Below are 22,575 nucleotides of genomic sequence, written 5' to 3'. Positions count from 1 at the left end.
AACAGAGCAACGCCTGAAGGTCTTTCCGCTCGAAAGCGGACGTACTTCAGGCCCGTACCATCTATAAACGCCAGAACAGTTCATGGCGTCGTACAGCCTTGCGGAAAAATTCGTTTTCACCGTAGGGCGAGCCCGCACGCCCCGCAAGCAGGCGCTGCAGGCCGCGCCGCAGGCGACGCTTGAACGGAGCCGGTGGTTGCAGGTCGTGCATCATGCCCAAGGCCATGGCTTTGTCACGTTGCTGCGAGAGCGTCAACGGCACGCACAATGGCTGCATCGGTTGCGACGAGTCGAATGTCGGCGGCAGGGCGATACCTTGCCCGCTATCACCCATCGGCCAGCGATCGTTATCGTGCAGGTGGTTGGCGTAGCCGAGCAGGACCGGTTGCCAGTCAAGACCACGCAAGACTTCCAGCACGGCTTCCTGGGCGCAGATGTGATCGGGATGCGGATCGAGCGTCGGATGCGGCAGCACGATCACATCCGGGCGCGCGCGGGACAGCACGTCACGCAGGTCGGCCAGCAGATTGTTCCAGGTCGGCGCGCCATCGGCATCACCGGGCAAGGCAAACGGATTCAGCTGACGAAACATCCGTGTATCACTCAAATCAGCTTCCCGCGAACCCACCGGCTGATTCGGCGCAGCCTGCATCGCCGCCAGTTGCAGGCAGAAATACCCGAGCTGCACGCAGTGCTCCTGCGGTACGCCGGCCCAGCGCGGTACGGCAAGACTGTCCCAGGCACGCAGGCGCCCCTTTAGCCGCGCCGCCTCGACCTTGTTCAGGCCCATCTGTTGATAATGTTCGGCTTCGATCTCGCCGGCGGTCAGCGTCACGATCCAGGCTTCACTGGCCTGGCTGTACAGACCGTAGGCGGCGAGTTCCGCATCGTCGGCGTGAGGGGCGATGACCATCACCCGCTGCTGGCGGTAGTCCGGCTGCTCCAGTGCCCACAGCACCGGCTCGCCGGAGACCCGGCAAAAGCGCCCGCGCAGACGCAACTGGCCTTGCGACAAGGCCTGCGCCTGCCCGCTGAGGTTCAGATAACGCAGACCGTTGACGCCACGTTCGAACGTCTGCGCATCGGGATGGGTGCCCCCGGCCAACTCGACCCGAGGATCGAAGAAGCGTCCCAGAAAGCTGCTTTTGACATTCACCGCGAGGATCAGCGTAGCGTCGTCCATCAGCATCACGCCTTCGTCGAGGCGCAATTGCTCGCCGTTCAAATGCACTTTTGGCTGCGGGGTAAACGGCGGAAAGCTGTATTGGTAATCGTCTTTCGGCGAATAGAACAGGTGATCGGCGAACCACGCTTCGTGAGCGATCCAGCCAACCACTGCCAGCACCAGCGGCAACCACCAGGCCACCAGCACACCGAGAGCGATCAACACGACCAGTGCGATCAACAGGCCGATGCGTTTATTGCGCCGGTGGCGCTTGAGCAATTGCTGTTTGCGGCTCATGGGCTGACTCATACGGTGAAGACCGGCACAGGATTGCACCAGCGATCCTTGTATTCACGGTCGGCACGACCGAAGGAAAAGCGCAGCGGCTTGTCCAGTGCCCGCGCATGCTCCCAGGCACTTTGCGTATTGAGGAAACTCAGGACGCTGCCAGGGCTGAATTCGCGGGTTTCAGGGTCGACGCCGCCGTTGATGTATTCGACGCTGATCCACTCCGGGGCTTCAACGCGATACACCAGTTGAATGGCAATCGGCGCGTCGTTGAGGAAGATCACCGAGCCGATCAACAATTCGCGCAGCAATTCGATGACTTCGGCCATGCGTGCCGCGCCAGTGGCCGGAAAACCCCAGCGACGCTGAAACAAGTCGCAGTAGATTGCTGCCAGTTCCGCACTCGAGAAGTCGCTGACCGGCCGCACCACACCGCCCGCCTCTTCCAGCAGGCGCAGTTCACGGCGCTGGTTGTAGCGAAACTTCTTCGACAGTTCTTCGGGGGTACGGGCCATGGCCAGTTGTTCGGTCTGCAACTTGAGGCCGCTGAAGCGGTTTTCGTTGAGCGCCGACAAGTAGCGTCCGCGATGGCGCAGCGGGGCCTGGGCATCGACGGCGGCCGGCAGGATCAGCTCGGCGTTGCCGAGGTCGAACAAGCCTTTCTTGCCGCTGCGCTTGAGCACGTCCTTGGACAAGGCCAAGTCGCGGCCCCAGGTCGGGATCGCGGCTTTGACGTCGCCCCGCTGCTCCCAGGCCAGATAACGCACCGGGATGCCGGCCAGATCCGCCAGACGCTCGACCACCATGGGATGAGTCGCGACGCTGCCGCCGAAACGCTGCCAGGCCTGTGCATAAGTTGAGGCGTCAACGGGCGACCAGCCACGTTCGCGCCAGCCTTGAAATCGGTTGAGCATCAGCCCCTCGGTGCCAGATCGGTAACTTGCGGCAAATGCCAGAAGGTGTCGCGTACAGCTCGGTCGGAGAAGCGCTCGCGCAGACGATCGACCATCATTTCGGCGCATTGACGACGCTGCTGCTCGTCCATGCCGGCCAGATGTTTCAGACCCTGGGCCAGATGCTCGGCGTCACCCAGCGGGAACAGAATGCCCACGCCTTCGACCACTTCCTTCGCCCCGCCACACGCCGTGGCCAGCAACGGCACGCCGGCGGCCATGGCCTCCAGCAGCACCATGCCAAACGGTTCGTGGTCGGAGCTCAAGGCAAACACATCGAATGCGCGGAAATAATTGCGCGCGTCCGGCACCTGGCCGAGGAACAACACGCGATCACCGATGCCCAGTTCACGGGCCAGTTCCTTGAGGTCTTGTTCCAGACGCCCTTTGCCGAGAATCACCAGTTGGCTGTTGGCCGGCAGACCGGGCAATGCCGCAGCAAAACCGTGCAGCAGCGTGGCCTGATCCTTGTCCGGGTGCAGACGACCGACGTTGCCGACAATGAACGCATCCGCTGACAGACCGAGGGTCTCGCGGGCTTCACGGGCCGACACCTGACTCATCTGCAACGCCGAGACATCGATGCGGTTGTAGAGGGTCTGGATGCGCGCCGCCGGCCATTTCGGCAGGCAACGGCGCATGTCGTCGCGCACTGCATCGGACACGCCGAGCAGGCTCAAACGCTTGCGGAAAATCTGCGCAAAAAGTTTGCGCGAGCCGCGTTTGTAATCGCCAAACGCGTGATGCACGCCAATCACCGGCAGCGAAGTGCCGAGCAAGGCGATGTAGATCGGCTTGAAGCGATGGGCGATGCAGAAACTGAAATTGCGTGAAGCGGCGATCTTGCGCAGATCGCCGATGGCGCCCAGCTTCAGGCCACGAATGGCCTTGGAGCTGTATTCCATGAACAACACTTCATCGGAGGCGCAGGCTGCGGCCACCTCGCTATCGGCGGCCCCGGTCAGAAAGACCGTGGTGACCCGATAACCGGTGCCCGCAAACAGGCTGGCGTATTGCCGTGCGCAGTCGAGGAACGGCCCGTCATAGCCGTGACAGAACTGCAGCACATGGCGTTCAGCCGAGCGTGTCATAAGCGTTTGCGCCTTCTTTGACCACCAGGATGTCTTCCATGATCAGGTATTGCAGATCCGAGCCGAAGAACATGTTCAGGGCGTCGGTCGGCGAGCAGATCATCGGTTCACCACGGCGGTTGAGCGAAGTGTTCAGGGAAACGCCGTTGCCGGTCAGCACTTCCAGCGCCTTCATCATGTCGTAGTAGCGCGGGTTGTATTCGCGCTTGAGCACCTGGGCCCGGGAAGTACCGTCTTCGTGGACGACTTCCGGCACGCGGGTTTTCCACTCTTCAGCCACTTCGAAGGTGAAGGTCATGAACGGCGCCGGGTGATCGATCTTGATCATCTGTGGCGCAACGGTGTCGAGCATCGACGGGCAGAAAGGCCTCCAGCGCTCGCGGAACTTGATCTGGTGGTTGATGCGGTCAGCCACGCCAGCCACGCTCGGGCAACCGATGATCGAACGACCACCCAGTGCGCGCGGACCGAACTCCATGCGGCCCTGGAACCAGGCCACCGGGTTGCCATCGACCATGATTTTGGCGATCTGCTCCGGCATGTTGTCGAGCTTGCGCCAGGTCGGCTTGTTCTCGTGACGGGCGCACGCGGCGATCACGTCTTCATTGCTGTACGACGGGCCGAGGTAGACGTGTTCCATCTTCTCGACCGGCACGCCACGGGCGTTGGACACATAGGCCGCTGCGCCGACTGCAGTGCCGGCATCGCCGGAGGCAGGCTGTACGAACAGTTCCTTGACGTCGTCGCGGGCGATGATTTTCTGGTTGAGCTTGACGTTCAACGCACAGCCGCCGGCGTAGGCCAGCTTGCCGGTTTCCTTGAGCACGTCGCCCAGGTAGTAGTCGATCATCTGCAGCGCGATTTTTTCGAACAGTGCCTGGATGCTGGCGGCGTAGTGGATGTACGGCTCGTCGGCGATGTCGCCTTCGCGCTTCGGACCCAGCCACTCGATCAGCTTCGGCGAGAAGTAGTAACCCTTGCCCTTCTCTTTATAGCGACGCAAGCCGATCACGTTGGCGTAGTCGGTGTTGATCACCAGCTCGCCGTTCTCGAACGAAGCCAGGCGCGAGAAATCGTATTTGCTGGCGTCGCCGTACGGCGCCATGCCCATGACCTTGAACTCGCCGTCCAGCATGTCGAAACCGAGGAACTCGGTGATCGCACCGTACAGGCCGCCGAGGGAGTCCGGATCGAAGAATTCCTTGATCTTGTGGATCTTGCCGTTTTCGCCGTAACCGAAGAAGGTCGTGGCGTACTCGCCCTTGCCGTCGATGCCGAGGATCGCGGTTTTCTCTTTGAAACCCGAGCAGTGATAGGCGCTGGAAGCGTGGGCCAGGTGGTGTTCAACCGGTTCGATCTTGATTTTCTTCGGATCGAAGCCCAGTTGCTCCAGGCACCAGACAATCTTGTTGCGATAGCGCTTGTAGCGACGGTTGCCCATCAGGATCGCGTCGAGTGCGCGGTCCGGGGCGTACCAGTAACGCTTGGCGTACTGCCAGCGAGCCTTGCCGAAAATGCTGATCGGGGCGAACGGAATCGCGACCACGTCAACGTCGGAAGGCTTGATGCCTGCCTGCTCCAGGCAGAACTTCGCCGATTCGTAGGGCATGCGGTTCTTTGCATGTTTATCGCGTACGAAGCGCTCTTCCTCAGCCGCCGCGACCAGCTTGCCGTCGATGTACAAGGCTGCGGAAGGATCATGGCTAAGGGCGCCGGACAGGCCAAGAATCGTCAATGCCACAGGGGTCTAGCCTCTTTAGTCTGCATTCAGGCGCGATGCGCCTTGAAAAATGATGTGCCCTCGCACCGGGCGAGAGACAGCTAAAGGGCGGGATTATAGCGTAAACGTGGCGGGAATGACCCTGTGCGAATTGCCCCATGTCGTTCAACCTACTGAACCCTTGTCCATCGGCCTATCCACGGCCTGGTCGCCAATAAACACTGATATTCCCGTCCACCGTCTGGCGATAGATCGTGTACGGCAGAAAAGCCGTATCGAACACACCGGACAGGGTCAGATCGAGCAGGACAACCGGCACCAGAATGCCGGTAGGATCGGGCGGCGCGTGCAGCAGGCAGAAATCGTGGGCGAGTCCGCTGTAGATACGCGGAATCGACTGACAGTAGGTCTTCTGTTTACGCAGGCCGCGCGTGGCGTCTTCATCGTCCTGCAGCACCGTAACGGCGGTGCCGCAGCCGGACAGTGCCAGGGAAAATGCGCCGATAGTGATAGCGTTTTTGATGCTCAAGATTTGCCCTCCGGGAACGTCGGGGCAAACTAGCATCGGGGTTTTGCGAGGGGCAGTTCATGGGTTCCGGGAAGGCCGTAGGACAAGTCACAAGGATTTGTCGCCACATGCCTCACCCGGATCCAACTGCAGAAATGTCTTACGCGCTGGCGAAAACAATCACGCGGTGCCCGCTACATCTTTGGGCAACCGCTGATCAATCACCTGATACAGCGCGCTGCTCTCAGGCCAGTTGCGCATGAAGCGCGCACGATCCCGGGCATAGGCCGGAGCGAAGCTGCCCAACGAGCCGTGCTGACACATCGAATCCAGATCTATCAGCGCCCAGCGATCTTCCTGCCAGAACAGGTTATGCCCCTTGAAGTCGCCATGGCTGATGCGTTCGGCGATCAACCGCGCAAACAGCTGATCCAGCGCCTGCAACTCGCTTTCCGGCGCCGCACCGTTTTCAACGTACGGCGCAAAGCGCTCGATGATGTCCGGCCCGGCCAGATGTTCGGTGATCAGATAGGCCTTGCTGCGCAGCCAGAGAAAACGGGTTTCCAGCACCGCCAACGGTTTTGGCGTGGCGATGCCGAGGAAGGCCAGACGATTGCCTTCGCGCCAGGAATGCCAGGCGCGGCTTGGACGCCAGAAGCGCTTGAGCCAATGGGCAAAATTCTTGATGTTGTAACGCTTGATCACCAGCGCACGCCCGGCAACCTCGACCTTGCCGACACTGGCCGCGCCGCCGGTCTTGTACAGATGGCCCTGATCGAGCAAGGCATCGGCCTGCTCCAGCACCGGCAACATCGCGGGCTCTTCCTCACGACGAATCGAGCGCAGACCGAACGCGCCGCGCTTGACGCTGAACAGCGTGCACTCACGACCGGCCTTGATCAGGTAATCCTTCAAGCGCCAGGCGCGCACCTTGTCGATCTGCTTTTGCAAGGCTTCCAGCGGCAGCGCGTGTTCGCTGTTGCTCAGCAGGTAATACACCAGCAGTTCTTCAGTGAACGGCTCGAGCGACTTGGGCAACTGGGCGAAGAACACTCCGAGGTTTTCCAACACTTTCTGCCGGGACAAAGGCTGGCCGGCGTTTTCCGCACAGATACCTGCGCCATCGATCAGATACAGCTGACCGCCGTGGCGCAGCAGGTTGTCCAGGTGCAGGTCTTCCTGCCACAGGCCTTTGCCGTGCAATTGACCGATGGCGCCAAGCGCTTCGGCCAGCACCGCCGATTGTTCGTCGGCCAGCACCGGCAAGGATTCGACCTTGTTCCAGGCATCGCCGAGGCTTTCGGCGCCTTCGAGGAGCTCGAACAGCAGCCAGCCACCCTCGCCGTCCTTCAGGCCGTCGGCCAGCAACAACGGCGTGGTCATGCCCTGGGCGGCGAGCAGTTTCACACCTTCCAGTTCACGCTGAAAATGCCGCGCAGCCTTGTTGCCGACCAGCAATTTGGCCAGCACCGGACGCCCGCGCCACACACCGGCACCGACGTAACGCTGCCCCGGCAACACCCGCAGCAGACTGAGCAACTGCAAATCGGCAACGCCCGCCGCATCCGCGAGCGAAACCGTCAACGGCAGACTCGGCGTGCGCCCGGCATTTTTCAAGTCGGACAACTGCATCAGCGGGTCTCCTTGCGACTGCGCCGCGCGGTCAGCCGCGTGATCCAGCTGTCGACCAGCGAACTGTCCGTCGATTGATCGAGATACGCCGCCAGCAGCTCACGCAATTGCGCCTCGCTCCACTCCGGCGCACGGCGCAGCAGCGGTTCCAGATCCTTGACCCGGTCACGCATGCCGAACAGCAACGGGCGGGTCTTTTCCAGGTCGATCAACTGCGCCTGATAGCCATCGCTCTCGGCGCGCAGGAAAATGTGTTTTGGATAAAAGCAGCCGTGCACCTGACGCATACCGTGCAGATGACGCGCCAACAGGCCGCAAGCCTTGAGAATCGCCGACTGCTGCGCGGCATCGAGATCCGACCAGCGCTGCAACAGCGAATCGAGATCGTCCCAGCCCTCCAGCGCGCGGGTCAGCAGGATCGCACGGACTTCACCGTTGACCTTGCGCTCACCGAAGAACGCCGCCTGCAACGCCGGAATGCCCAGCTTGTTGTAACGACTGATATTGCGAAATTCCCGGGCGAAGGTCGGCTCGCCGAATGGCGCGTGCAAGGTGCGAGTCAGGTAATTGCACTGGCGCTTGAGGTAATAGCCATGCCCTTCCAGCTCCAGACGAAACACGCTGCTCCAGCCGCCGCCATCGGTGTTGGGTTCATCCACGGCGTCGAGTTGCTTGGACCACAGCGCATCGAACGTGCCGAGACCGTGGCGCTCCAGCAGCGCACGATCTTCAGCGGCCAGAAAATCAGTCATTCGCGTCCCTCGAAAAATCTCACCACGTGGCGAATCCGTTGCTTGTCGGCGGCATTGAGCCGTTCACGTCGGCGATATTGCAGGTAAAAGCGCAGGCGCTGGGTGTTCGACAGGTGATACTTGGCCACCTTGTCGAGACAGGCCAGATCCTTGGTGATCCGGTACTTGAGCCAGAAGCCGCGCCAGAAATCGCCGTTCGGGCAATCGATCAGAAACAGCTGCGCCTGATCGTCGATCAGCAGGTTGCGCCACTTCAGATCGTTATGAGTGAAGCGATGGTCGTGCATGACCCGGGTGTAACCAGCCAGTTGCCGGCTGACGCCGTCGACCCAGGCGCGATCCTTGAGCTTGGGATCGTTGCGTTCGGCCAGTGCCGACAGGTCTTCGGTGCGCGGTAGCTCACGGGTGATCATCGCCCCGCGATCGTAGGCCATGCCGTTGCGCTCCAGGCCCCACGCCACCACTTCGGCGGTGGGAATGCCCCACTTGGCAAAGCGCTTGAGGTTCTGCCATTCCATCTTCACCCGGGGCTTGCCCAGATAACGCCGCAGACCCTTGCCGGCACCGCTGTAGCGCTTGACGTAATAGTTGACGCCATTGAGCTGCACGCGAATGACTTCGGACAATGGATCGCGAGTCAGGCGCTCGCCCTGAAGGGCAAATACCGCTTCGAGGCTACCGAAATGCTGCGCAAGTTCACTGTACTCAGGCTCCAGATTCCAACCCGCCATCAGAGCGCATCCCCGTAACGCTGCTTGCGCGCGTAGAGCTTGTTGGCCTTGCCTTCAAGCCAGCTCAGCAACGGCGCTTCTTCGGCCAGGATCTGGCGCAGCGGTTGCTGGAAGTAGCCTTTGAGGAAACGCAGCTTGTCGCGGCGGGTCAGGCCGATATCCAGCGCGGAAAAGTACAGCGCCGCCAGATCCTTGTTGCGCCAGCGCTGGGTGATCGCCGGGCGAGTCTGGGCACGGTGCAGGTCGATCACCGAAAGTTTGAAATCTTCGGGAGTGACCGGTTTGTCGGTGTGCAGCAGGAAATGGCAGATGTAGCAGTCGCGGTGATTGACCCCGGCGCGGTGCATCATGCCGGTCATGCGCGCGACCTCGGCGATCAGCGCCCGCTTGAGTCTTGGCTGCGGCGGTTGCTTGACCCAGTCGATGCTGAAGTCTTCCAGACTGATGGTCGGTGCCAGCTCTTCGGTGACGATGAACGAATGCTGATCCGCCGGGTTGCTGCCCTTCTCGCCGTACGCAACGGCGGTCATGGTCGGCACGCCGACTTCCTGCAAGCGCTGGATGGCTTTCCATTCCTGACCCGCGCCGAGCACCGGCAGCTTGGCGGTCAGCAGGTTCTTGAAGATCTCGCCCCAACCGATGCCCCGGTGGATCTTGACGAAAAAGCCATTGCCGTCGACTTCCGTACGTAACGTCCGGCGGGCTTCCAGCTCGCGGTACACCTCGCCCTGCAAGCCCTCGACCTCGGCGAACGGATCGCGTCCGGCCCACAGGCTCTTGAACGGTTCAGCCAGCATCAACTTCATTTAAGCGTGCTCCGCCAGAATCACATCGGCCGCGTGCTGCGGCATGCTGTAGAGGTCGGCCGTCTCGGCGAAGGCCAGACCGTTGCGGCTCCAGGCCGCCCGTGCAGCGTCGTCGTTCAACATGTCAGTCAGGTATTGCGCCAGTTGCGCCTGATCGAACGGTTCGTCCAGCACTCGCCCGGCGTCCGCCTCGGCGATGTAATGGGCGTAACCGCAGACCGCGCTGACCAGCACCGGCAACCCGGCGACCAGCGCCTCAAGCAGCACCGTGCCGGTGTTTTCGTTGTACGCCGGGTGGATCAACAGATCGGCGCCGAGCAGGAAACGCGGGATATCGCTACGCCCCTTGAGGAACGTCACGTTGTCGCCCAGGCCCAGCGTCGCACTCTGCATCTGGAACAATTTGGGGTCATCCTGGCCGATTACAAACAGCCGGGTGCGTTTCTTCAGCTCGGCGGGCAATGCGGCCAGCGCTTTCAGGCTGCGATCGACACCCTTGGTCTTGAACCCGGAACCGATCTGCACCAGCAGCAGTTCGTCGTCCTTGAGGTTGAATTCGGCGCGGAAACCGGCGCGAATCTGGTCGGCATCCGCAGGGCGGCGACGATCCTGGGCGATGCCCGGCGGCAGCAAGTGGAAGCGTTCCAACGGCGTGTCGTAATGTTTGATGAACAGCGGCTGCTGCACTTCGGAAATCATCAGCACTTCGGTCTTCGCGTCTTTGGCGAACACCGCACGCTCGTACTCGGCGAAGTGGCGGTAGCGGCCCCAGCGGCGGTACAGCGAATTGCGCAGGTTCTGCGCCTTGTCTTCGAAGCAGCCGTCGGCGGCGTAGTAGACGTCCAGCCCCGGCATCTTGTTGAAGCCGATCAGGCGATCCACCGGGCGCTTGGCCAGGTCCGCTTCCATCCACGCGCTGAGCTTTTCGTTGCGCCGGTGATTGAAGAACGCCTTGACCGGCGCCACCAGCACTTCGAAACCGGGCGGCACGTCGCCTTCCCAGATCAGGGTGTAGACGCGGATCTGGTGCCCGCGCTTCTGGCATTCGAGGGCGATGCGCATGAAGTCGCGCTGCAAACCGCCGAACGGGAAATATTTGTAAAGGACAAAAGCCAATTGCATCAGCGCAGCTCCTCAGCCATCAACAACGTGCTCAGTCGGCTGGCAACACGCTCGGGATTCAGACGCGTGAAGCACAGGGGCCACTCGCGTTTCAGGTCAAACTGACGGGCATCCTGCGCGGTCGGTTGATAGGTACATTTCTTTTGCAGGCACGGCGCGCACGGGAAATCGCTGCCGAGGTGAATCTGCAGCTTGCCGTAGGCGCCGGTCAGGCCCGGATTGGTCGGGCCGAACAGGGAAATCGTCGGCACATCCAGTGCCGCAGCCAGATGGCCGAGACCGGTGTCCACCGCGACGCAGGCCTGGGCGCCGGCCAGCACCTTGCCGACCCCGGCCAGGTTCAGCTTCGGCAAAACTTCGGCGTGTTTGAAACCGGCGGCGATGCGCTCGGCCCGGGCTTTCTCCAGCGGGTTGCCCCACGGCAGCTTGATCCCGACGCCGAGGTAGCCGACACGTTCGGTCAGCTCGCGCCAGTAGGCTTCCGGCCAGTGCTTGGTGTCCCAGGTGGTGCCGTGGAGGAACACCACGTAAGCATTCTTGCGCGGCAGTTCGACCAGACGCTCGACGTTGAGGCCATAATCGCCCAGGCCTTTGGGCAAGTCGTAACCCAAAGCAATGGCGAACAACTGGCGCACGCGCTCGACGGCGTGCTGCCCACGGGCCACCGCCAGTTTGCGGTCATAAAAGCGCGCGGCAATCGGCTCGCGGGCCGAGCCCTTGTCGAGACCGGCCACCGGCGCTTTGACGTAGCGGGTCAGCCAGGCGCTTTTCAGCAGGCCTTGAGCGTCGATCACCAGGTCATATTTGTTCGCCCGAACGGATTGCTTGAAGCGTTTCCACTCGCCGCTGGTGATGGTTTTCCAGATGTTCTTGCGCCAGCGGCGGATCGCCACCGGAATCACTTTGCCTACGGCCGGGTGCCAGGTCGGAATCTCGGCGAAGCCTTCTTCCACCACCCAGTCGAACTTGATCCCGGGAATCGCCCGGGCGGCGTCGGTCAGCGCCGGCAACGCGTGAATCACGTCGCCCAGCGATGAAGTCTTGATCAGCAATACCCGCAAGTTAATGAACCTCGACCACAGAGCCCTGCAAACGCTGCAAGGCATCGTTGACCGCGTCCGGCATCAGCTGGCGCAGGCAGTTGTAATGGCCGAAACGGCAGGTGCGGTCGAAGCAAGGACTGCAATCGAGGCCCAGACGGACGATTTCCACGTGCTCGGCCAGCGGCGGGGTGAAACCCGGCGAGGTCGAACCGTAGACCGCCACCAACGGACGATTCAGCGCGGCGGCCACGTGCATCAGGCCGGAATCGTTGGAGACCACCGAGTCGGCGCAGGACATCAGGTCGATGGCCTCGGCCAGCGAAGTGCCGCCGCTGAGGTTCACGGACTCTTCGCGCAGGCCCGGAATCAGCCGCGCGCGAATGTCTTCACCCACCGCGTGATCGTTCTTCGAACCGAACAGCCAGACCTGCCAGCCTTCGCGGATGCGCGCCTCGGCAACCTTGGCGTAATGCTCCGACGGCCAGCGTTTGGCCTCACCGAATTCGGCGCCGGGGCACAGCACCAGCACCGGGCGATCGAGGGTCAGACCGAACTTGGCCAATGCGGCCTCGCGTGTCACCGGATCGATCTGCAGGCTCGGGCGCGGATAAGGTTTCGGCAACTCGGCGTTCGGCTCGTAGGCCAGCGCCATGAAACGCTCGATCATCAGCGGATAACGTTCTTTATCCAGCGTGCGCACGTCATTGAGCAGGCCGTAGCGGAATTCGCCGCGCCAGCCGGTGCGTTTCGGGATGCCGGCGAAGAACGGCACCAGCGCCGACTTCAGCGAGTTCGGCAACAGGATCGCCTGGTCGTACTGGCCGGCCAGGGATTTGCCGATCCGCCGACGGGTCGCCAGCTCCAGCGCGCCGTGGCCGAGCGGGAAGCTCAAGGCCTTGCGCACTTCGGGCATGCGTTCGAGGATCGGCCGGCTCCACTCGGGGGCCAGCACGTCGATTTCGCACTGCGGGTGGCGCTGCTTGAGACACTGAAACAGTGTCTGCGCCATCACCATGTCACCGACCCAACTGGGCCCAACGATCAGAATATTCATGTGGTTTCCATAAACGAACCGGGGAGGCTTTACGCCTCCCCGTCTCGAGAATCAGCTTAGCCCCAGCTCACGCCAGATCCGCATCACCTGCCGCCGTTCGTCTGCGAACTGATCGCCCGGTATCACCCCGGCGTCCTTCTGCAAGGCCTGCCGGTGGGCGGCGGAACGATAGGCCTTGTAGGCCTCGCGCAACAGGCTGGCGTCTTCGGCCGGCATCAGCCCTTCGTGCTCCAGCTCTTCCAGAATGCGGATATTGTCCGTCCAGCGCAGCAACGGCGGGTGGGTTTGCGACCACGCCAGAGCCGCGTATTGCACCATAAATTCAATATCGACGATACCTCCGGCGTCCTGCTTGAGGTCGAACGGCGCCGTGGCCTCGAAGGCATTCGCCCCGGTACCGGCGGCAGTGCTCTTGCTGCCGAGGTTGTCGCGCATTTTGGCGCGCATCTCGCTCACTTCCTGTTGCAGTTTCGCCAGATCCCGCACTTTGCCCAGCACTTGGGCCCGGACGTTCTCGAACGCCTGGCCGACATCCTTGCTGCCCACCAGCACCCGCGCCCGCACCAGCGCCTGATGTTCCCAGGTCCAGGCTTCATTTTCCTGATAGCGCGCAAACGCGCCGAGCGAACTGACCAGCAGCCCGGATGCTCCGGAAGGACGCAGGCGCATGTCCACTTCGTACAGCTGACCGGAGTTGGTCTGTGCCGTCAGCAAGTGAATGATCCGCTGGCCGAGCCGGGTGAAGAACTGCGTGCCATCGATGGGTTTCGGGCCATCGGTTTCGGCCTGCTGATCGCCATCGTGGATGAACACCAGGTCCAGATCCGAACCATGCCCCAACTCGATCCCGCCGACTTTCCCGTAACCGACAATGATGAAGCCGGGATCGCACAGCGTGCCGTCGGTGCGCAGCGGCGTGCCGTATTTGGCCACGGTCTGGCGCCAGGCCAGGGCCAGCACTTGCTCAAGAATCGCTTCGGCCAGCCAGGTCAGGTAATCGCTGACTTTCATCAACGGCAGGCTGCCGGCGATTTCCGAGGCGGCGACGCGCAAGCGGTGCGCCAGTTTGAAATGACGCAGCGCTTCCATCTGTTGTTCGAGGTCGTCTTCCGGGATCCGCGTCAGGCGCTCGCGCAACTCGGCGGCCAGTTCCGGTGCCAGCGGCGGCTTGAACAGCCGGCCTTCGTTGAGCAATTCATCAAGCAGCAACGGGAAGCGGGTGATCTGCTCGGCGATCCACGGACTGGCGGCGCACAGCGTCAGCAAACGCCGCAGCGCGCCGGGGTTTTCCGTCAGCAGCACCAAATAAGCCGAGCGCCGGGCTACCGCTTCGACCAGCGGCAACACCCGCTCGAGCACCAGATCGGGATTTTCATGCTCCACCGCCTGGGCGAGCAGGCGCGGAATAAAGGCATCGAGACGCTCGCGCCCCAGACGCTGCATCGCCCGCAACTGCGGACTGGCGCGCAGGCTCGCCAGTGCCTTCAGGGCCTTGGTCGCGTCGGCGAAACCGCCCTCCTCCAGCTGGCGACAGGCCGCTTCTTCGTCTTGAGCCTCCTCCCACAGCGGCAGCCATTCACCGCCGACCACCACTTCGCTCTCGACGCCTTCGTCCTCATCCGGATCGGCGATCACTTGCGCAAAGTGCCAAGCCACCCGGCCGCGCCAGAACATCAGCTTCTCGTGGAACGCTTCCCAGTCGGCGAAACCGAGCATGAACGCGATTCGCGCCTGATCCTGAGCGCTGTCCGGCAGCATCTGGGTCTGACGGTCAGCAATCGCCTGGATCGCGTGTTCGGTGTAACGCAGGAATTCGTAACCTTCGCGCAGTTCGCTGATCACCGCTGGCGGCAGATAGCCCTGCCCTTCAAGCGTGCTCAACACCTTTAATAGAGGGCGCTGTTGCAGACTCAGGTCGCGACCGCCGTGAATCAGTTGAAAGGCCTGGGCGATGAACTCGACTTCGCGGATACCGCCCGAGCCGAGCTTGATGTTGTCGGCCATGCCTTTGCGCCGCACTTCCTGCTGGATCAACTGCTTCATGGTGCGCAGCGCTTCGATCGCCGAGAAGTCCAGATAGCGCCGGTAAACGAACGGCCGCAGCATTTCCTGCAACTGCTCGCCCGCCACCTGATCGCCGGCCACCACTCGCGACTTGATCATCGCGTAGCGTTCCCAGTCGCGGCCCTGATCCTGGTAATACTGCTCCAGCGCATTGAAGCTCAGCACCAGCGCGCCGGACGAGCCGTACGGGCGCAGGCGCATGTCGACGCGGAATACAAAACCGTCGACGGTGATCGGGTCGAGTGCCTTGATCAGACGCTGGCCGAGGCGGATGAAAAATTCCTGGTTGTCCAGCGGGCGCTTCACGCCGACGGTTTCGCCGCCCTCGGGGTAAGCGAAGATCAGGTCGATGTCCGAAGACAGGTTCAGCTCGACCGCGCCGAGCTTGCCCATGCCGAGGATGACCATCTGCTGCGGTTCGCCGCTGCGCCGGCCGGTCGGTGTGCCGAACTGGTCGCAATGGCGGCGGTACAACCATTGATAGGCCTGATCGATGCTGGCGTCGGCCATGTCCGAGAGATCGCGGCAGGTCTGCACCAGATCGGCCTGGCGGTTGAGGTCGCGCCAGATGATCCGCACCTGATGCCGGGTGCGCTGGCGACGCAGGGCTCGGCCCAGTTCATCTTCGGTCTGGGCGAGGCTGACGGCGGCGGCGATCTGCGCGCACAACTCACCTTTGGCGAACGGCCGGTCCAGCTCACCGGACTGCACCAGCGACAACAACATCAAAGGGTCACGAACGCTCTGTTCAATGACGAAATCGCTGGCGGCGCTGACGCGGGCGAACTGCGCCCAGCGTTCCGGCGTCCAGGTGGAGAAGCCAAGATCATCTTCAAGTCCGGCGACGGCCGCACGGAACGACTGCTCCGATCGGCTGACCAACGGCAGGAGAATGGCGGGCAGTTCGGCAAGCGCGGGCAGGGTCATGGTCTATCCTTGATCGGCGTGTAAATGGCCGCTTGTAGTGATGATTGAAAAACCGCTACGCGAAGGACTGTCGAACAAAAGTGAGAAATAGCTGAAATTTCTTTTTCTTTGGCAGCCAGCATCAAACTTTCACCTTTTTCGGATGGCTAAAGACCAACCTTAACGATTATTCTCACAACGCAGTCGGAGGCCACAAGCCTTTCATCTGTAGTTTTACTACTCGTCTATACATTCGAAAGGCTGAAATGCCGGATGATTTGTAGTAAAACTACACGCCGCCGGAACAACCTGTCGGCAATCCAAGAATTTTAAATCGTCTGCCCACAAGGCCAGTCGCAAACTCAGGCAACCGATTCTGGAAGCCTTTCCGCCCTGGAGCAAGCCATGCAAGACCTCGATCCCGTCGAAACCCAGGAATGGCTGGACGCCCTGGAATCGGTTCTCGACAAAGAAGGCGAAGACCGTGCTCACTATCTGATGACCCGTATGGGTGAACTGGCGACCCGCAGCGGTTCGCAGCTCCCTTACGCCATCACCACGCCTTACCGCAACACGATCCCCGTTACCCACGAAGCACGCATGCCTGGCGACCTGTTCATGGAACGCCGCATTCGCTCGCTGGTACGCTGGAACGCGATGGCCATGGTAATGCGTACGAACCTGAAAGATTCTGACCTGGGTGGTCACATCTCCAGCTTCGCTTCCAGTGCGACCCTGTACGACATCGGCTTCAACTACTTCTTCCAGGCCCCGACCGACGAACACGGCGGCGACCTGATCTACTTCCAGGGCCACACCTCGCCAGGCGTTTACGCCCGTGCATTCATGGAAGGCCGCATCACCGAAGACCAGATGAACAACTTCCGCCAGGAAGTCGACGGTCAGGGCCTGTCGTCCTACCCGCACCCTTGGCTGATGCCTGACTTCTGGCAGTTCCCGACCGTTTCGATGGGTCTGGGCCCGATCCAGGCGATCTACCAGGCTCGCTTCATGAAGTACCTGGAACACCGCGGTTTCATCCAGCCGGGCAAACAGAAAGTCTGGTGCTTCCTGGGCGACGGCGAGTGCGACGAACCGGAATCCCTGGGCGCCATTTCCCTGGCCGGCCGCGAGAAGCTGGACAACCTGATCTTCGTCATCAACTGCAACCTGCAGCGCCTCGACGGCCCGGTTCGCGGCAACGGCAAGATCATCCAGGAACTCGAAGGCGTGTTCCGCGGTGCTCAGTGGAACGTGACCAAAGTCATCTGGGGCCGTTTCTGGGACCCACTGCTGGCCAAAGACGTCGACGGCATCCTGCAACGTCGTATGGACGAAGTCATCGACGGCGAGTACCAGAACTACAAAGCCAAAGACGGCGCGTTCGTTCGTGAACACTTCTTCAACACGCCAGAACTCAAGGCGATGGTTGCTGATCTGTCCGACGACGAGATCTGGAAACTCAACCGTGGCGGCCACGACCCGTACAAGGTCTACGCGGCGTACCACGAAGCGGTCAACCACAAAGAACAACCGACCGTCATCCTGGCCAAGACCATCAAGGGTTACGGCACCGGTGCGGGCGAAGCGAAGAACACCGCGCACAACACCAAGAAAGTCGACGTCGACAGCCTGAAGCTGTTCCGCGACCGCTTCGATATCCCGGTGAAAGACGAAGAGCTGGAAAACCTGCCGTTCTTCAAGCCGGAGCCAAACAGCGCCGAAGCCCGTTACCTGGCCGAGCGTCGTGCCGCACTGGGCGGTTTCGTGCCTCAGCGTCGTGCACAGAGCTTCAGCGTACCGACTCCGGATCTGGACACCCTCAAGGCGATCCTCGACGGTTCCGGCGACCGTGAAATTTCCACCACCATGGCGTTCGTGCGGATCCTCGCGCAACTGGTCAAGGACAAGGAAATCGGCCCGCGCATCGTTCCGATCATCCCGGACGAAGCCCGTACCTTCGGTATGGAAGGCATGTTCCGTCAGCTGGGCATCTACTCGTCCGTCGGCCAGCTCTACGAGCCAGTCGATAAAGACCAGGTGATGTTCTACAAGGAAGACCAGAAAGGTCAGATCCTTGAAGAAGGCATCAACGAAGCAGGCGCCATGAGCTCCTTCATCGCGGCCGGTACTTCGTACTCCAGCCACAACCAGCCAATGCTGCCGTTCTACATCTTCTACTCGATGTTCGGCTTCCAGCGTATCGGCGATCTGGCATGGGCCGCTGGCGACAGCCGTACCCGTGGCTTCCTGATCGGCGGCACCGCCGGCCGTACCACCCTGAACGGTGAAGGCCTGCAGCACGAAGACGGTCACAGCCACCTGCTGGCTGCCACCATCCCGAACTGCCGCACCTACGATCCGACCTACGGCTACGAGCTGGCGGTGATCATTCAGGACGGCATGAAGAAGATGACCGAAGAGCAACAGGACATCTTCTATTACATCACCGTGATGAACGAGTCCTACCAGCAGCCAGCCATGCCGGCCGGTGCCGAAGAAGGCATCAAGAAAGGCATGTACCTGCTCGAAGAAGACACCCGCGACGCGGCGCACCACGTACAGCTGATGGGCTCCGGCACCATCCTGCGTGAAGTCCGTGAAGCGGCGAAGATCCTGCGTGAAGAGTTCAACATCGGCGCCGATGTGTGGAGCGTCACCAGCTTCAACGAACTGCGTCGCGACGGCCTGGCCGTAGAGCGCAGCAACCGTCTGAAACCTGGCCAGAAGCCTAAGCGCAGCTACGTCGAAGAATGCCTGAGCGGCCGTAAGGGTCCGGTCATCGCGTCTACCGACTACATGAAACTGTTCGCCGAGCAGATCCGTCAGTGGGTACCGTCCAAGGAATTCAAAGTCCTGGGCACCGACGGTTTCGGCCGCAGCGACAGCCGCAAGAAACTGCGTCATTTCTTCGAAGTCGACCGTCATTTCGTGGTGTTGGCAGCCCTGGAAGCACTGGCTGACCGTGGTGATATCGAACCTAAAGTCGTGGCCGAGGCCATTACCAAGTTCGGCATCGACCCGGAAAAACGCAACCCACTGGACTGCTGAGGAGAAACTCTGTGAGCGAACTCATTCGCGTACCTGACATCGGCAGCGGTGAAGGTGAAGTAATCGAACTGTTTGTGAAGGTCGGCGACCGTATCGAAGCCGACCAGAGCATCCTGACCCTGGAATCGGACAAGGCCAGCATGGAAGTGCCGGCCCCGAAAGCCGGCGTCATCAAGAGCCTGAAAGTGAAGCTGGGCGATCGCCTGAAAGAAGGCGACGAACTGCTGGAACTGGAAGTCGAGGGTGCCGCAGCTGCGGCCCCTGCTCCGGCTGCTGCGCCTGCCGCCAAGGCTGAAGCTGCACCGGCAGCCGCTCCTGCACCGGCTGCTCCAGCTGCTGCCCCTGCTGCCGCTTCGGTTCAGCAAGTGCACGTGCCGGACATCGGTTCGTCGGGCAAGGCCCAGATCATCGAGATCCAGGTCAAGGTCGGCGACACCGTCGAGGCTGATCAGTCGCTGATCACCCTGGAATCCGACAAGGCGAGCATGGAAATCCCGTCGCCTGCCGCTGGCGTGGTCAAGGCCATCAGCGTCAAGTTGAACGACGAAGTCGGCACCGGCGACCTGATCCTGGATCTGGAAGTGGCGGGTGCTGCGGCCCCTGCTGCTGCCGCTCCGGCCCAGGCTGCTGCTCCGGCCGCTGCGGCTGCACCAGCACCGGCCGCCGCGCCAGCTGCACCGGTTGCCGACAGCGTTCAGGACATCCACGTTCCGGACATCGGTTCGGCCGGCAAGGCCAAGATCATCGAAGTGCTGGTCAAGGCTGGCGACAGCGTTGAAGCCGACCAGTCGCTGATCACCCTGGAATCCGACAAGGCGAGCATGGAAATCCCGTCGCCTGCCGCTGGCGTGGTGGAAAGCGTTTCCATCAAGCTGGACGATGAAGTCGGCACCGGCGACCTGATCCTCAAGCTGAAAGTCAAAGGCGCTGCTCCTGCTCCTGCTCCTGCCCCGGCTCCAGCTGCCGCTGCTGCTCCGAGCGCTCCGGCGCCGGCCGCTGCTGCTGCTCCGGCTGCCGCTGCACCTGCTGCTGCCGCTCCGGTTGCTGCTCCAGCCAAGCCAGGCGCCAAAGTTCACGCCGGCCCTGCCGTGCGTCAACTGGCTCGCGAATTCGGCGTCGAGCTGAGCGCTGTCGGCGCCAGCGGTCCGCACGGTCGCATCCTGAAAGAAGACGTGCAGGTTTACGTCAAAGCCATGATGCAGAAGGCCAAGGAAGCACCGGCCGCTGCCGCTGGCGCAACCGGTGGCGCGGGCATCCCGCCGATTCCGGTCGTCGACTTCAGCCGTTTCGGCGAAATCGAAGAAGTGCCGATGACCCGCCTGATGCAGGTCGGTGCTGCCAACCTGCACCGCAGCTGGCTGAACGTGCCGCACGTAACGCAATTCGACTCGGCGGATATCACCGAGCTGGAAGCGTTCCGCACCGCACAGAAAGCTGTCGCAGAGAAGGCCGGCGTCAAGCTGACCATCCTGCCGCTGCTGCTCAAGTCCTGCGCGCACCTGCTCAAGGAACTGCCGGACTTCAACAGCTCGCTGGCACCAAGCGGCAAGGCGATCATCCGCAAGAAATACGTGAACATCGGCTTCGCCGTCGACACCCCGGATGGCCTGCTCGTACCGGTCATCAAGAACGTCGACCAGAAGAGCCTGCTGCAACTGGCCGCCGAGGCCGCTTCCCTGGCTGAAAAAGCCCGGACCAAGAAGCTCTCGTCGGACGAGATGCAAGGCGCCTGCTTCACCATTTCCAGTCTCGGCCACATTGGCGGCACCGGCTTCACGCCAATCGTCAACGCGCCGGAAGTGGCGATCCTCGGTGTTTCCAAGGCAACCATCCAGCCAGTCTGGGACGGCAAAGCCTTCCAGCCGAAACTGATGCTGCCACTGTCGCTGTCCTACGATCACCGTGTGATCAACGGCGCCGCTGCTGCACGCTTCACCAAGCGTCTGAGCGACCTGCTGGCGGACATCCGCACCATCCTGCTGTAAAGCGCTCGGCCCTCCGGCAACGGAGGGCCGATCGTGCTCCACGTTTTCGAGCGCCACACGCTCGTACCTCAACCCCGTCAGTTTGGCGGGGCTTTTTTTTGCCTGAAATAACTGTCGCCCGAACTTTTCCCACAACTTGCGCTGATATAAGCCACGACTCGAGTCCACTTCCTGTCGATATTTTTCAGCAACAGGCAACTAACCTTGGCGCATCAAAGTTGCACCAACCAGCCGGGTAACTTTATCAATCACCAACATTTATTCGAATGGACTCGAACATGCTGAAACCTACTGTCGGCCCGATCATTGGCTACACGACAACTAATCAGGTGCGGATCTTTATTCGCGGCGGACTGCAGCATAACGCTGCCGTATTTGCCGGTATTCGCTATCGGATATTGGATTCGAAACAATGGCAGACGGGCCAGTTTGTAAAACTGGATTCAACCCGCGACATGACTGAAGTGCTGGTGCTCGATCATTTGCAGGCCGACACCGACTACGAATACCAGACCGGCTGGTTCAGCCCGATGAGTCCCGTTCACAGTGTGGATAGCGTGGCGGAGTTACCGCTGCAATGGCCACGGGAAACGTATCGCCTGCGCACCCGCAGCCATCAGCCCTTGCAGCCGCGCGCTTATATCCTCGGTTCCTGCCGCTACTTGCGCATGACCGCCGGCATCCCGGTTCTTCCGCATCTGGGCGACCGGATTTTCGCGTCGATCAGTCAATTGATCGAAGGCGCACAACCGGCGATCAGCGCCATCATGATGTGTGGCGATCAAATCTACGCTGATGATTTGAACCTGTTCGCACCGGATCGCGACTATGAAGAGTTCATCGCAAAGTATCGTACGGCGTTTTCCCTGCCCAATATTCGACGACTGATGTCGGAGACTTCGACTTACATGATTCTAGATGATCATGAAATAGAAGATAACTGGCCAATGAACGCCAACGAGTCCGATGAAATACTGTTCAGCAATGCGATGAAGGCTTACGAACTCTATCAAGTCAGTCATAGCCCGGCTTACTCCGCAACAACTAACGGCACAATCGACCGTACTTCACTGAAACACTACTGGTATCAATTCAGCGACGGCGATATCGAATGGTTTGTAACGGACAGTCGAACTCGCCGCAACTTGTCGGCCGAGAACCGCCGCATCCTCGATGAAGAACAGGAACAAGCCTTGTGCAATTGGCTGGTGAAGAGTCCGGCGAGGGTCAAGTTCGTGGTCACCAGTGTCATGTTCTACCCCGACCGCAAAATGAACGGCGATGATGCCTGGGCAGGCTTCCCCGAACAGCGCCTGCGCCTGCTGGAAACCATCCGCCGGCATCGGCTCAGGAACGTCGTGTTCATTTCCGGCGATGTGCATGGCTCGCTGACCAGTCGCCTGAGCCACAGCGAAGACCCGGACTTCGAGGTACACACCGTCGTATCTTCGCCGCTGAGCAACAGCAAATTGCTGCCCTATGCCACCGCCGCGACCTTCATGCTCGACCAGCCGCTGGCGCAGACCGAGGCAGGCGAATACCGGCACGAACTGACCAGCCAAGTCATCAGCCAGGACAACTTTGCGCACCTGGTGGTCGAGGCCGGACGGATCCAGGTCAACTATCACGACCGGGATGGCAGGCACCTGCAATCCATCGATATTCCGCTGCGATGAAATCCAGCGGCACGACCGTTCCGGATGG

Annotated in this window: 17 protein-coding genes; 3 read left to right on the top strand and 14 right to left on the bottom strand. The window is 61.3% G+C overall.

Going from position 1 to position 22,575, the window contains the following annotated elements; genetic code table 11:
* Positions 1 to 61 precede the first annotated feature (61 nt).
* The 14 genes from L6D82_RS01375 to L6D82_RS28535 form a co-directional block, all read right to left on the bottom strand.
* A complete protein-coding gene (locus L6D82_RS01375) occupies positions 62 to 1,462 on the bottom strand; it encodes a PIG-L family deacetylase (RefSeq protein ID WP_085746469.1) in 1,401 nt (466 codons plus the stop codon).
* A gap of 8 nt (positions 1,463 to 1,470) precedes the next feature.
* Positions 1,471 to 2,367, bottom strand: a complete 897-nt coding sequence (locus L6D82_RS01370; protein WP_236187906.1) for an antimicrobial resistance protein Mig-14 — start codon at positions 2,365 to 2,367, stop codon at positions 1,471 to 1,473.
* The gene (locus tag L6D82_RS01365; RefSeq protein WP_085746467.1) at positions 2,367 to 3,497 is read right to left on the bottom strand and encodes a glycosyltransferase; all 1,131 of its coding nucleotides are present in this window, start codon (positions 3,495 to 3,497) and stop codon (positions 2,367 to 2,369) included. The genes L6D82_RS01370 and L6D82_RS01365 overlap by 1 nt, the downstream gene beginning before the upstream one ends.
* Complete coding sequence (locus tag L6D82_RS01360) at positions 3,481 to 5,238, bottom strand: carbamoyltransferase family protein (protein WP_007952261.1); 1,758 nt, start codon at positions 5,236 to 5,238, stop codon at positions 3,481 to 3,483. Before L6D82_RS01360 ends, L6D82_RS01365 begins: the two co-directional genes overlap by 17 nt.
* 172 nt (positions 5,239 to 5,410) lie before the next feature.
* Positions 5,411 to 5,746 (bottom strand): YceK/YidQ family lipoprotein, encoded by a 336-nt coding sequence (locus tag L6D82_RS01355; RefSeq protein ID WP_085746466.1) that lies wholly within the window; start codon positions 5,744 to 5,746, stop codon positions 5,411 to 5,413.
* A gap of 159 nt (positions 5,747 to 5,905) precedes the next feature.
* Complete coding sequence (locus tag L6D82_RS01350) at positions 5,906 to 7,357, bottom strand: lipopolysaccharide kinase InaA family protein (protein WP_236187904.1); 1,452 nt, start codon at positions 7,355 to 7,357, stop codon at positions 5,906 to 5,908.
* Positions 7,357 to 8,109 (bottom strand): lipopolysaccharide kinase InaA family protein, encoded by a 753-nt coding sequence (locus L6D82_RS01345; RefSeq protein ID WP_102686815.1) that lies wholly within the window; start codon positions 8,107 to 8,109, stop codon positions 7,357 to 7,359. The genes L6D82_RS01350 and L6D82_RS01345 overlap by 1 nt, the downstream gene beginning before the upstream one ends.
* Entirely contained in the window at positions 8,106 to 8,840 is a 735-nt protein-coding gene (locus tag L6D82_RS01340) for a lipopolysaccharide kinase InaA family protein (RefSeq protein WP_085746463.1), read from the bottom strand. Before L6D82_RS01340 ends, L6D82_RS01345 begins: the two co-directional genes overlap by 4 nt.
* Positions 8,840 to 9,646, bottom strand: a complete 807-nt coding sequence (gene rfaP, locus L6D82_RS01335) for a lipopolysaccharide core heptose(I) kinase RfaP (RefSeq protein WP_085654401.1) — start codon at positions 9,644 to 9,646, stop codon at positions 8,840 to 8,842. Before rfaP ends, L6D82_RS01340 begins: the two co-directional genes overlap by 1 nt.
* Complete coding sequence (locus L6D82_RS01330) at positions 9,647 to 10,768, bottom strand: glycosyltransferase family 4 protein (RefSeq protein ID WP_236187901.1); 1,122 nt, start codon at positions 10,766 to 10,768, stop codon at positions 9,647 to 9,649. It lies immediately after the preceding gene.
* Entirely contained in the window at positions 10,768 to 11,829 is a 1,062-nt protein-coding gene (gene waaC, locus L6D82_RS01325) for a lipopolysaccharide heptosyltransferase I (RefSeq protein WP_074689605.1), read from the bottom strand. Before waaC ends, L6D82_RS01330 begins: the two co-directional genes overlap by 1 nt.
* A gap of 1 nt (position 11,830) precedes the next feature.
* A complete protein-coding gene (gene waaF, locus L6D82_RS01320; RefSeq protein WP_039766536.1) occupies positions 11,831 to 12,865 on the bottom strand; it encodes a lipopolysaccharide heptosyltransferase II in 1,035 nt (344 codons plus the stop codon).
* Positions 12,866 to 12,916: 51 nt separating this feature from the next.
* A complete protein-coding gene (gene glnE, locus L6D82_RS01315; RefSeq protein ID WP_085746459.1) occupies positions 12,917 to 15,856 on the bottom strand; it encodes a bifunctional [glutamate--ammonia ligase]-adenylyl-L-tyrosine phosphorylase/[glutamate--ammonia-ligase] adenylyltransferase in 2,940 nt (979 codons plus the stop codon).
* A complete protein-coding gene (locus L6D82_RS28535) occupies positions 15,853 to 15,978 on the bottom strand; it encodes a hypothetical protein (protein WP_255261909.1) in 126 nt (41 codons plus the stop codon). Before L6D82_RS28535 ends, glnE begins: the two co-directional genes overlap by 4 nt.
* A 262-nt stretch (positions 15,979 to 16,240) precedes the next feature.
* Between L6D82_RS28535 and aceE the strand changes: the two genes are divergently transcribed.
* The 3 genes from aceE to L6D82_RS01300 all read left to right on the top strand — a co-directional run bounded on the left by aceE (position 16,241) and on the right by L6D82_RS01300 (position 22,547).
* Positions 16,241 to 18,886, top strand: a complete 2,646-nt coding sequence (gene aceE, locus L6D82_RS01310; RefSeq protein WP_011332129.1) for a pyruvate dehydrogenase (acetyl-transferring), homodimeric type — start codon at positions 16,241 to 16,243, stop codon at positions 18,884 to 18,886.
* A gap of 11 nt (positions 18,887 to 18,897) precedes the next feature.
* Positions 18,898 to 20,871, top strand: a complete 1,974-nt coding sequence (gene aceF / locus L6D82_RS01305; RefSeq protein WP_085746458.1) for a dihydrolipoyllysine-residue acetyltransferase — start codon at positions 18,898 to 18,900, stop codon at positions 20,869 to 20,871.
* Between the two features lie 278 nt (positions 20,872 to 21,149).
* Positions 21,150 to 22,547: an alkaline phosphatase D family protein gene (locus L6D82_RS01300; protein WP_236187900.1), complete on the top strand. Its 1,398-nt coding sequence runs from the start codon at positions 21,150 to 21,152 to the stop codon at positions 22,545 to 22,547.
* The last annotated feature ends 28 nt before the right edge of the window (positions 22,548 to 22,575 follow it).

Origin of the sequence: Pseudomonas paraglycinae (assembly GCF_021601625.1) — a bacterium.
GTDB classification, from domain to species: Bacteria; Pseudomonadota; Gammaproteobacteria; order Pseudomonadales; family Pseudomonadaceae; genus Aquipseudomonas; species Aquipseudomonas paraglycinae.
The sequence above is the reverse complement of the archived record's forward strand: the minus strand, read 5'-3'. Positions and strand labels throughout refer to the sequence as shown.